Annotated in this window: 10 protein-coding genes; 2 read left to right on the top strand and 8 right to left on the bottom strand. The window is 49.2% G+C overall.

What is annotated here, in order from left to right:
* Positions 1-50 precede the first annotated feature (50 nt).
* The 8 genes from pdxA to ABEW34_RS13925 form a co-directional block, all read right to left on the bottom strand.
* Complete coding sequence (gene pdxA / locus ABEW34_RS13960; protein WP_430159683.1) at positions 51-1,046, bottom strand: 4-hydroxythreonine-4-phosphate dehydrogenase PdxA; 996 nt, start codon at positions 1,044-1,046, stop codon at positions 51-53.
* 268 nt (positions 1,047-1,314) lie between these two features.
* Positions 1,315-2,490 (bottom strand): iron-containing alcohol dehydrogenase, encoded by a 1,176-nt coding sequence (locus tag ABEW34_RS13955; RefSeq protein ID WP_430159681.1) that lies wholly within the window; start codon positions 2,488-2,490, stop codon positions 1,315-1,317.
* 22 nt (positions 2,491-2,512) lie between these two features.
* Positions 2,513-2,752 carry a dihydrodipicolinate synthase family protein gene (locus ABEW34_RS13950; protein WP_430159678.1) on the bottom strand — a complete coding sequence of 80 codons (240 nt, stop codon included), beginning with the start codon at positions 2,750-2,752 and terminating at the stop codon, positions 2,513-2,515.
* Between the two features lie 277 nt (positions 2,753-3,029).
* A complete protein-coding gene (locus tag ABEW34_RS13945) occupies positions 3,030-4,754 on the bottom strand; it encodes a proline--tRNA ligase (RefSeq protein ID WP_430159675.1) in 1,725 nt (574 codons plus the stop codon).
* A gap of 438 nt (positions 4,755-5,192) precedes the next feature.
* Complete coding sequence (locus ABEW34_RS13940; protein ID WP_430159673.1) at positions 5,193-6,425, bottom strand: aminopeptidase; 1,233 nt, start codon at positions 6,423-6,425, stop codon at positions 5,193-5,195.
* A 279-nt stretch (positions 6,426-6,704) separates the two neighbouring features.
* Entirely contained in the window at positions 6,705-6,983 is a 279-nt protein-coding gene (locus ABEW34_RS13935) for a DUF2277 domain-containing protein (protein WP_430159672.1), read from the bottom strand.
* A 30-nt stretch (positions 6,984-7,013) separates the two neighbouring features.
* Positions 7,014-7,769 (bottom strand): phosphoribosylformimino-5-aminoimidazole carboxamide ribotide isomerase, encoded by a 756-nt coding sequence (gene hisA, locus ABEW34_RS13930; RefSeq protein WP_430159669.1) that lies wholly within the window; start codon positions 7,767-7,769, stop codon positions 7,014-7,016.
* A gap of 69 nt (positions 7,770-7,838) precedes the next feature.
* The gene (locus tag ABEW34_RS13925; protein ID WP_430159666.1) at positions 7,839-8,369 is read right to left on the bottom strand and encodes a hypothetical protein; all 531 of its coding nucleotides are present in this window, start codon (positions 8,367-8,369) and stop codon (positions 7,839-7,841) included.
* Positions 8,370-8,562: 193 nt separating this feature from the next.
* Here ABEW34_RS13925 and ABEW34_RS13920 point away from each other — a divergent pair, with 193 nt between their 5' ends.
* Together ABEW34_RS13920 and ABEW34_RS13915 are read left to right on the top strand one after the other, a co-directional pair.
* A complete protein-coding gene (locus ABEW34_RS13920; protein WP_430159664.1) occupies positions 8,563-10,404 on the top strand; it encodes an extracellular solute-binding protein in 1,842 nt (613 codons plus the stop codon).
* Between the two features lie 107 nt (positions 10,405-10,511).
* Positions 10,512-11,369 (top strand): alpha/beta hydrolase, encoded by an 858-nt coding sequence (locus tag ABEW34_RS13915; protein WP_430159662.1) that lies wholly within the window; start codon positions 10,512-10,514, stop codon positions 11,367-11,369.
* Positions 11,370-11,395 lie beyond the last annotated feature (26 nt).

The following is an 11,395-nucleotide window of genomic DNA, read 5'->3' as shown; positions in this document are numbered from 1 at the left end:
TGACTTTCTGGACAGCCCCTTGTTTCGTCCGGTTAATTCTAGGACCGCGTTTATTTCGGCGACAGCTCGACAGCAGATGCAAGGGCGGCAAGCATGCTTCTCTCATCGGCTATATTTTTCCCCGCAATATCAAAGGCCGTGCCGTGATCCACAGAAGTGCGGATAAATCCGCCTTTTAAGCCAACCGTAATATTGACGCCTTCCTCCAGCCCCAGAACTTTAATAGGCACATGACCTTGATCATGGTAGCAGGCAATGACGATATCAAAGTCTCCGCGCACCGCCCGGTAAAACAACGTATCAGCCGGATAAGGACCGCTTGCATTAATCCCCTCTGCAATCGCTTGTTGAATGCCGGGAATGAGCTTTTCCTCCTCTTCCCCTTCACCAAACAAGCCGTTCTCCCCCGCATGAGGATTTATGCCGCATACCGCAATGCGCGGACGGTCATATCCCGCTCTAGTCAACGTAGCATGAGCAAGGCGAAGAACGGTTAGCGTTCTCTCTGGCGTAATATTGTCGATCGCTTTTCTCAGTCCGACATGCGTCGTGAGATGAATCACCTTCAGCTTCGGCGACGACAGCATCATCGAATAATTTTGCGTATCGGTCAGCTCAGCGAAAATTTCCGTATGCCCCGGGTACAGATGTCCGCCCTTGTGCAGCGCTTCTTTATTCAATGGAGCGGTACATACACCTTGCAGCTCGCCGGCCTGCGCCAGCTCAACCGCTTTTTGAATAAATTGGAACGCAGCATCTCCCGCAACCGCAGATACTTCGCCCTGCTTTAAATCTACAGGCAGCAAATTTAGATCAAAGCAGTCAATGACGCCTGGCTTAAATTCGCATTCCGCTGTGCTGCTTACCGTGTGAACCGTAAAGGCTGCACCGGTTTGCTCGATAGCCCTCCGCATGCTCTTCGCATCACCGATCACGACTGGATGGCAAATATTCAGCACTTCCTCATGCTGCAGCGCCTTCACAATAATTTCCGGACCGACGCCAGCGGCATCCCCCATTGTAATACCGATTATCGGTTTGCTCATACCCGTTCGCCTCCATGCAGTTTTTTGATGACATGCTCCATCGTTCGATCTGAACCAAATTTCCAGCCTTCGTTAAGATGATTCATCTGACCAGCTGTGCCAGCGCATTCGCCCGCTGCTCCAAATCCTCCTCAGCAACTGAATCTGCGACTTAAAGTCAGGCTGAATGACACCTGACATCGCATTTAGCTCAGCACCAAAATTTCCACGAATTGTGCTGTCTATTTTTTTATCGATCAGGTCAAAGGGCTGCTTGTTCATATATTGGCTAATCTGTTTTCACAATCAGGCTGCGATAAATCATTTTCATATCATCAAGGCTAAGCACCTTCGGGTTGTTGTTTAACAGTCTCGTAACCTGTGAAGCGGCTTGCGCTAAGGCCTCGACATTTTCCTCCTGTACGCCATAGGCGGTTAAATCCTGCGGGATTTCCAGCTTCTCTGTCCACTCGCGAATTTTCGCGATGACACGGTGCGCTGCTGCTTCAGGCTCAAGTCCGGCTGTCTCAATGCCCATTGGCCCAGCAACGAGATGGAGCCGGTCTACACAATGATCCATATTAAACGCCATCACACCAGGCAGCAGCATCGAATTGGCTACGCCATGCGGAATGCCATATTTGCCTCCAAGCGGATAGGCAAGTGCATGAACAGCCGCCGTTCCTGCTGCGGTAAGCGCCATCCCGCCATACGTTGAACCAAGCAGCATTTTCTCACGCGCCTCTAGTGATGAACCATTCTCGTAAGCTTCAATAATGCTTGACGATATGAGGCGGATAGACTCCAAAGCGAACATGTCGCTGAAATAATTAGCTTTGTTCGAAATAAAAGATTCCAGCGCATGCGTGAACGCATCCATGCCTGTTGCAGCCGTTATCGGCTTTGGCAGCTCCAGCGTCAGCACCGGATCAAGAATAACGAGCTTCGGCAGCAGAAAGGGGCTGACAATCCCGATTTTCAGCTCCTGATCAGGGAAAGTAACAATTGCATTCGGCGTCACTTCTGAGCCTGTGCCGGATGTCGTCGGGATCAATACGGTAGCCACTCCGGGCTTAGCCACTACATTCGTGCCAAGCATGTCAGCAATTTTTTGCTCATTCGTCATCAGCACGGATAAAATCTTGGCCGCATCCAGCACACTGCCGCCACCAAGGCCGATGATGATTTCATAGCGATTGCCGTTATATGCCGCGAACGTTTCTTCTATGTTTTGCGCCGTCGGCTCTGGTAAAATCGCTGTGCATACGTCAAAGGCGATGCCTTGCTCCGTTAACTGCTGCTCAATGACGCCAGAGTAGCCCTTGCGCTGAACCGTTGGCTGCGTAACAATCAAGGCGCGCTGAATGCGAGGATGAATAGCAGGCAAATGCTCCCTCAGCTGCGACAAGGTGTTCGCTCCGGCAATGATTCGGTCTGCTGTCTGAAATTGATAAACACTCAGCATTCGTTATCCCTCCTGATTCGTTTTATAATTCAACAACGAGTTTGGTTATGTTTAATTTTTCCTCGCGGGACAGAACATGAAATTCCCCATTCGTTCCTAAAGCGAAGATACCGTTTACTTTTGCAACAATCAATCGATTGAAAAGCTGTTTTAATCCAGCCTCATTTACCTCTTTGTCTTTTGTAAAAGGAGTCGATAAGGCGGGATAATTTCCCTCAATTGCTAGCGGAATCTCGTATCCTCCTAAACTTTTCATGCACATAATGCGAAGCGCTTACATTAGTGAGTGTAAATCAACATGACCATTTTAGCAACAGTTATTTTAAGTTTTTCAATGAAACTAACTATTTAGTTGCATTTTAAAACATTTTCAGAACAAAAAAATGGTTTGAACGTATTTTTTCGCATCACTTAGCTTTAGGCATCGTAAAAAAGAGCATTCTCATTTGCGAGAATGCTCTTTCATGAAGCCGCTTATATTTTAATAAACATACATTCAGCTGCACAAGTTGGTTATAACCGTTAAAAGTCTTATTGTACTATTTCTCCAATACCATTTGGCGAATGCGTTCACCGGCCTCTTCGATCATAATGAGCTCTTTCTGATTACCCTTACGCTGAACAAATTCGACTTTCCCCTGCTCCGCGTCTTTGCCAATAATTACTCGCAGTGGAATACCGATCAGATCCGAATCCTTGAATTTTATGCCTGGCCGCTCTTCCCGGTCATCCAGCAATACTTCCACCCCACTGCTCTGCAGCTCATTGTAAATTTGCTGGGCTACCTTCATATGCGTTTCATCCTTCACAGAAATCGGAATCAGATGTACGTGGTACGGAGCAAGTGCCAGTGGCCATACTATTCCTGCCGCATCGTGGTGCTGTTCTACCGCAGCGGATAAAATGCGCGATACGCCAATCCCGTAGCAGCCCATTATCATTGGCATGCTTTTGCCTGCTTGATCAAGAAAAGCAGCGCCAAGCTTTTCGCTGTATTTGATGCCCAGCTTGAACACATGCCCCACTTCAATGCCGCGGAAAAATTGCAGCTTTCCTTCGTCACAGCGCGGACAGCCGTCTCCTTCGGCCGCGCTCCGGAAGTCGCCAATATGCTGGGGAGCAAACTCCCGCGCAGGAACGATATGACGATGGTGGTAGTCCAGCTCATTCGCCCCGGCGATAGCAGTCGTCATTTTCATAACTGCATCATCAACGAGCAAAGGAAGATCGAGTCCGATCGGTCCAATAAAACCTACTGGCGCTCCTGTCAGCCACTGAATGATATCGGCATCGGCAATAGCTGCGTTTTCGGCGCCTAGCGCATTTTTCACTTTAATTTCGTTCATTTCATGATCGCCCCGAATGAGAACGGCAACTAGGCGGTCATCCACGAGACATATTAGGGTCTTGATGATATCAGCTGCTGTTACGTCCAGCAATTGAACCAATTCATCAATGGTCTTCATATTAGGAGTATGAAATTTTTCCACTGGCTGCTCGCTATTCATAGTCCTGACCACTTGCCTCGCCTCAAACGACACTGCTGCAGACACTGCCTTCTCTAAATTGGCAGCATAAGCGCAGCTGTCGCACACTGCAATCGTATCTTCGCCAATATCCGCAAGCGCCATAAATTCATGCGTTCCGCCTTCTCCGCCGATGGCTCCGGCATCAGCCTCGACTGCACGGAAATGAACGCTGCAACGATTGAAAATCCGTTCATAGGCTCGGTACATTTTCCAATAGGAAGCGTCCAGTCCCTCCCAGTCCGTATCAAAGGAATAAGCATCCTTCATTAGAAATTCCCGGCTGCGCAGCAGGCCGAAGCGCGGACGCCGCTCATCCCGGAACTTCGTCTGAATTTGATACAAGGTGACGGGCAGCCTCCGGTAAGAGCTGATTTCGTTGCTTACTAAGGAAGTGATGACCTCCTCATGTGTTGGTCCTAATACAAATTCACGCTCGTGGCGGTCCTTCAATCGAGTCAGCTCTGGGCCGTAGGCGGTGTAGCGCCCGGATTTCTGCCATAAATCAGCCGGCTGCATCGCAGGCATAAGCAGCTCCTGAGCTCCTTCCCTGTCCATTTCCTCCCGCACAATCGTCTCCACTTTGCGCAGCACGCGCCTTCCAAGCGGCAAATACGTATAAATTCCCGCAGCAAGCTGGCGAATGTATCCAGCACGCAGCATAAGCTGATGGCTCATCACCTCGGCGTCCGCAGGTGAATCCCGTAATGTATGAAGCAATAATTGACTTTGGCGCATGAGCCGCACTCCCCTTTTCCAACCATCATTTAGTATGAAAAAACAAAAAAGACACATCGTCAGGGACGAATGTGTCGTGATACCACCCTAGTTTGACCGCAAAGCCAACAGCAAGCCAGGCGATCCTCAAACATGATAACGGCATGTACCGGCAACGGTTGAATTCCCGTCACAGCTCGCAAGGCAGGAGAAGGCTCGTTCGCGACGAGAAACCTTTCAGCCGGTGGGTTTCTTCTCTGGACAGCGAAGCTGGAGCGCTTCTTTCTTGGTCAACGCAATTGCATGATGTTTATGATAAAAGCTTTATAATTTACATTACAATAACTGAAATGATTAAACGAGTCAAGAGGTCGGATTTTATAAAAAAGCTTTATTAACACAAGCGTTTAAGAAAAAAGGAGAGACCCTCACCGGGACCGCTCCTTTTGCTTTAGACATTTAAATGGCCCAGTTGCCACCCCGGAAAATAGGCTCTGCCGATCCATCCTGCGTGATGCCGTCAATGTTCATCTCAGCTGAACCGATCATAAAATCTTCATGCACCAAGCTGCGATTCGCCCCATGTGCAAGCAAATCCTCTGGTGACATGGTTGTGCCGCCGGCAAGATTAACCGGATAAGCCTGCCCTAGCGCCAAATGGCAGGAAGCATTTTCATCATAGAGGGTATTAAAGAAAATAACATTAGAATTGGAAATGGGCGAGTTATGTGGCACAAGCGCAACTTCACCGAGCTTTGCCGCCCCTTCATCCGTTCCGACCAAATGCGATAACGCCTCATAGCCCTTCTCAGCCGAATATTCCGTCACCTTGCCATCCTTGAACGTCAAGGAGAAGCCGTCGATAACCTGACCATTGTAATTGAGTGGTTTTGTGCTGCGAACCGTGCCATTCACACCATCCTTATGCGGCATCGTAAATACTTCCTCAGTAGGCATATTCGGATTGAACAGCACGCCTTTGGCATTCGCCTTTGCCCCGCCTAGCCAGATATGGCCTTCCGGCAAATCTATCGTTAAGTCCGTACCCGGCGCCTCATAGCGCAGTTGACGATAACGCTTGCCATTAAGCAGCTCCACCACTTGCAGCAGCTTCGCATTATGCTCGCTCCAAGCCTGAATCGGGTTTTCCAGGCCGATGCGTGTCGCCTCAATAATTCTCTCCCATAGCTTCTGCACCGCTTCCTCTGGCGAGACATCCGGGAATACTTTAGCTGCCCACTCTGGCGTCGGATAAGAAATAAGCGTCCATGCGTTCGAATGATTCATCAATGCAGCGCGATAGCCGCTGAGCGCAGTCGATGCGGCTTTCGTTGCGGTCGCCACCCGGTTGGCATCCACTCGCGTGAGCAGATCAGGATTCGGCGAATAAATAGTAATAAACGCCGCTCCTTGCTCCACATACCCTTCCCACGCCTTGGCGCGCCACATTGGGTATTCGCCAAACGCCTCTTCCGGCGCCAGCTTATATTTAATGCGAGCAAGCTCCTCATCGTTATACTCCACTTGCACATGCTTGGCTCCTGCTTCATAAGCCTTCATCGCAATCAGCCGAGCCAGCGGGGCTGCGCTTATTGGCGTCATCAGGACAACGGTCTGTCCTTTCTGCACATTGACACCTGTTTTAATGGCCAGCGCCGCATAATTTTCTAATTGCTGCTGTGTAGGATACATATGTAAATTCCCCTTTTCATTTGGATAATTGTGTAAAGCACATTTGTAATACAACCGCGAACTTACTTTCATTATAATCATCTTTACGGATGATCTCAATTGCGGCCAGCCTCCGGCCGTTCCACAAGCTTTAGAAGCTTATGCGCAAGCTGGGACGTCGAACAGTCGGTAAACACCTCAACAGAAAAGGAGCGATTATTAATCGTGATGCTGCCAAGCATGAAAAAAAAGAGAGCGAGGTACAAGTCTCATCCCCCGATCTCCTGCTGATTTATGCTACTATTCGTTGCTTGCACCAAAGCGTTTGGCCGATTTGGCGCGGGCACGCTCCATCTCGATTTCGCGATTGCGCGGCTCGGCATTCGTCACAAGCGAACTCATCAGCTTCTCTGCTGCAGCCGCCACTTCTGCAACAGCGATGCGGAAGGCTTCCTCATTCGCTTTCGATGGTGCGTTATAGCCGGATATTTTGCGTACAAATTGCAGCGAGGCTGCCATAATTTCATATTCCGTTGCTGGAGGGTCAAAGTTAAACAAAGGCTTAATGTTTCGGCACATTTTCATTCTCCTCCTGTCATTGATTGCTTACTAGCTCTGGCAATAAGCAACAACCTGCTCGTATGGCAAGGCGCCGCCATAAATATCCAATGCGCTGCCGATTGTAATATCCAGCTTACCGCCAGATAGGCTCTCGAACAGCTCCAGGTCAGCCAGCGAACGAGCGCCGCCCGCATAAGTACAAGGGATTGTCACCCATTGCGCCAATGCCTTCACCAAGCTTTGCTGGATACCGCTCTGCTTGCCCTCCACATCAACGGCATGAATGAGAAACTCATCACAATATTGCTCCAGCATACGAATGTTAGCTTCATTCACTTCAAAATCACTGAACTGTGTCCATTGGTTCGTCACCACATACCACTTGCCGTCACGCTCTTTGCAGCTCAAATCAATGACCAATCTGTCTTTGCCCACTTCAGCGACAATCGTCTCCAGATTGTCTTTATTAAGCTGCCCATTGCTGAAAATGTAAGAGGTCACAATGACATGCGATGCGCCTTGCACAAGGTAGTGCTGGGCATTGCCTGCATGAATGCCTCCGCCAATTTGCAAGCCGCCCGGATACGCCTGGAGGGCGCGAACCGCTTCCTCTTCGTTGCCGCCGCCCAGCATAATGACATGCCCGCCAACGAGCTCGTCCCTCTTGAACATTTCGGCATAATAAACGGAATGATGGCTGGAAACGAAATTTTCCACGACCGCATGCTTGTCCGTACTGAGCGTCTCGCCCACGATTTGCTTCACTTTTCCATCATGCATATCTATACAAGGTCTGAATTTCAATGTGATTCCCCCAAAGTTGCGACGAATTATGAATTCGTATTATTTTTCAATGCACATGCCTTAAAGCTGTTATTCCTTCCAGTAACCATCGTTTTTGATCGTATCGATGCTGATTTGCGCGCGATTGTTCAGCGACCTCTTATCTCTCAGCTGAAAAAGGGACAGCTCATGCCCCGGATCAACGACCAGCGGCTTTTTCATAACATCCTCCAGCAAATGAAGCGCCGCTTCATAAGCCTCAAAGCGGACGAAATCGGAAATCGTTCGGCGCATCGCCTTAATCATTTCAATGATATGCTCGGCGTACATCAGCTTGACGATGCTGTCCGCACTCATTAATTGCTTCGTAACGAAGACGGCCACATTTTTTATAATTCGCTCATCACTGTGTACCTTCACAATGACCAGCAGCGATGCAGCCGCCTCCCAATCTCGAATCGATAATTGCTTCGTGCAGCTGTCTATACATTCGTTATACCACTCGATTTCTACTTCCCTATCAATCTCAAACTGCTTGTACACTTCATAAACGCCTGCCTGGCGCATGCTCATAAAGCTGCCGAAATGCAGAAGAAACAGCTCCTTCGCTCTTTCCATCATTCATTTCCTCCTACATGTATAGAGGCGCTTGCCTTGTCCCTTCCCATTATAAATTTTATTGGACGGGATTCCAACCGACTAATTCGAATTATTCCGCTTTTATGGCCAATTATTTGAATAAAACGGTAACCTTTTGGCCTAAATTACGTCTAGTAATTATTGGAATTATTTAAACGGAAAGTGAGGATCACTTATGAAACGACGTTTCTTGCATGTAACCAAGCTTGCTAGCCTGACGCTAGTCGCCACTGTAACCGCATTCACCGCTGTGTCCGACGTTTCTGCCAGCATGTCCAGCCCATGGACGGACGATAACGCTTCTGAAAGTAATACGGCGCGCTCGCAAGTTTCCGTCTCTTTTCAAAATACGCCTGTCAGCCTTCCCCTTCCTCCGCGAATGATAGAAGGAACCATAATGGTTCCCGGCAAAGCCATTCTGGAAGGATACGGCTACAAGCTCACCTGGCATGCTGCTGAGAAGCGGTTAACCGCCGAACACCCGAGCAAGCTGGGCCTCGTATTTTGGGCTGATCGCAAGGAAATGGAGATGGGTGGCAAACGGATTAGCGATTTGAAAACAGCTCCTTATCTGGACAAAAAAATGATCTGGCTGCCACTGAGGCTCGTTGCAGAAGCATCTGGCCTCAGCGTCACCTGGGATGCCTTCAATCGAACGGCATTTGTGAGCGATCCACATGCTCTCCCGCAATTTAGCGTGATGACCAAGCCAAATGACGGCACGGTAGCTTCACCTATGCCACTGCTTAAATATATGCAGGAAAATATGAATGTCGATGTGCGACTGCAATTGGCTGATCCGGAATTTTATAAGGAAAAAACGACCGTTCTGTTCGCTGCGGGTGATCCCGCTTCTATCATGCTGCTTGAAGATCCATACCAGTACAACGATGAGCTGCTGGAGAGCCTTGCGCTTGATTTGACGAAGCAGCTGGAAGCTTTTCCGCGGTTAAAGGCACTTGCGGGCAATAACGCTGGGGGCGGCCGAGTCATTAATGGCAAAACCTATGGCATTGCCCGCCCCGGTGATCAGCATGATGCGCCCTTCCCAGCCATTAGGCAGGATTGGCTGGATAAGCTGAATTTGGCCCAGCCCAAAACGATGGATGAACTATATGAGGTATTAAAGCAATTTACATTTAACGATCCGGATGGCAATGGCAAACAGGATACTATCGGTTTATCGGGCTATACCTTTGCCGCCGGACTGGGTACGTTGTCTTGGGTCGAGCAAGCTTTTACAGGAAGCCCTGATCGTTTCTCCATGAAAGACGGCAAGCTGATTGATCATACCGCTGCGCCTGAACAAGCACAGGCGCTGAAATGGCTCGCCCGCGCTTATCGCGATGGGCTGGTGGACAAAGAATTCGCTGTTAGAACCGAAGAACAGATGAAAGACCGCTTGAGTGAAAATCTCACAGGCCTTGCTGCCATGAGCGTCACCGAAGCAGCCCAGCTATCAACTGGACAAGCGGTGTGGGTGCCGCTTTCCGGCATTGCGGCTACTTCAGCAAGCCCAGCGATTGCCCCTTGGAAACTGGAGGGAAATGGGATGTACATCATAAGCGCCATGACGAGAACCGATCCTGCGCTGATGCTGAACTGGCTGAATCGCGGCTATGAAATGACGGAGAAAAACGAATGGGGAGCGATTTCCGAGCTTGGTGCCGCTGACTATTCTGCCATCAATCACTTGTTCGGACAAACCGATATGCTGAAAGGCAATCAAAGCGTGGCAGCGTTGCCTGCCAATGTAAGGAGCACTTATGAAGCAGCCGTTGCCGAGTGGCGTAAAACCTCTTATGCTGATACGACACTGCCTCAGCTTAACAGCTTTTGGAGCCAAGGCAAATATGCCGATCTAAACAATAAGCTCGTGATGTATAAAATTAAAGTGATTTTGGGTGCCGCAACGATTGAGGAATGGGAGCGTTATATCGCCACTCTTGTCGCGAGCGAAGAGTATAAACTAATGATCGCCGATATCCATACCCATCTTGCAGCCCCAGCCAAGTGAGAGGCCGGCTAGTCTCGTTTTCACAGGCAGCTTGTCTTGCCGAGGCATTAACCTATTTATACGTCTGGGCATATAGTGGAGCATCTTAGTCTGAGAGGAATATGAAGATGAACGCTACTTATGCAAGCTATAATCACGATCCCTATCGCACGTATCCGATGAATGGCTGGCAAGCCCAGCCTCATCATGCTGCAATGCATATGAAAGTACAACCGGCCGAACAACAGCAGCCGCTTACCTTCGTGCTTATCCACGGTTCTTGGGCGGATTCCAGTTTTTGGGACGAATCAGCTGCTGAGCTGCGCAAAATGGGCCACACCGTGTATACGCCAGAGTATCCCGGACATGGCAAGGATTCGAACAAAGCCGTGACCCACGGGATGTTATCGCGCTCGATAGCAGATTTCATTATCGCTCATCATTTACAGCAAATTGTCCTAGTGGGACATAGCTTTGGCGGCTCTTTAGTTCAAAAAGTGGCGGAGCTTGTTCCGGACCGCCTGAAACGGCTCGTGTTTTTCAATGCCTTCGTGCTGAATGACGGGGAAATGGTCGCGGACGAGTTTCCGCCGGCTGCCCAGGTCTTTTTTCAACAGCTGAGAGAAAGCTCCAAGGATAATACAATTATGCTGCCATTTCCCTTTTTTCGAGAAACCTTCGTCAATCTTGCAGGCCTCGGTTTTGCCAAACATGTGTACAGCCAAATTACACCGGAGCCCGCTGGTCCATTATATGAAAAGCTGGATCTCAAAAAATTTTTCAGTCTGACTACACCCAGAAGCTATCTGTACTTCACAGTGGATAACGTTATGCCGCAATTTAATCAAATGTATGGCTGGCATCCTCACATGTCCAGCAGACTGGGCTTATTCCGACTAATTTATGGGCATGGCGATCATTTTTCTACCGCTAAAACCGAGCCGCGCATGCTTGCGCAAAAGCTGTATGAGGCGGGAAGGGACTAACCTGTCCCAAAGAAAATAGGGCAGCT

Origin of the sequence: Paenibacillus algorifonticola, from assembly GCF_050481745.1 — a bacterium.
GTDB lineage: Bacteria > Bacillota > Bacilli > Paenibacillales > Paenibacillaceae > Pristimantibacillus > Pristimantibacillus algorifonticola_A.
Note: the sequence above shows the minus strand (reverse complement) of the source record. Positions and strands in the feature narration are given on the sequence as shown.

Bases quoted from the DNA above. Each gene is read 5' to 3' on its own strand.
- ABEW34_RS13935 (WP_430159672.1), bottom strand. From the start codon at position 6,983: ATGTGCCGAAACATTAAGCCTTTGTTTAACTTTGACCCTCCAGCAACG.
- pdxA (WP_430159683.1), bottom strand. From the start codon at position 1,046: ATGAGCAAACCGATAATCGGTATTACAATGGGGGATGCCGCTGGCGTC.
- ABEW34_RS13920 (WP_430159664.1), top strand. From the start codon at position 8,563: ATGAAACGACGTTTCTTGCATGTAACCAAGCTTGCTAGCCTGACGCTA.
- ABEW34_RS13955 (WP_430159681.1), bottom strand. From the start codon at position 2,490: ATGCTGAGTGTTTATCAATTTCAGACAGCAGACCGAATCATTGCCGGA.
- ABEW34_RS13945 (WP_430159675.1), bottom strand. From the start codon at position 4,754: ATGCGCCAAAGTCAATTATTGCTTCATACATTACGGGATTCACCTGCG.
- ABEW34_RS13950 (WP_430159678.1), bottom strand. From the start codon at position 2,752: ATGTGCATGAAAAGTTTAGGAGGATACGAGATTCCGCTAGCAATTGAG.
- ABEW34_RS13925 (WP_430159666.1), bottom strand. From the start codon at position 8,369: ATGATGGAAAGAGCGAAGGAGCTGTTTCTTCTGCATTTCGGCAGCTTT.
- ABEW34_RS13915 (WP_430159662.1), top strand. From the start codon at position 10,512: ATGAACGCTACTTATGCAAGCTATAATCACGATCCCTATCGCACGTAT.
- ABEW34_RS13940 (WP_430159673.1), bottom strand. From the start codon at position 6,425: ATGTATCCTACACAGCAGCAATTAGAAAATTATGCGGCGCTGGCCATT.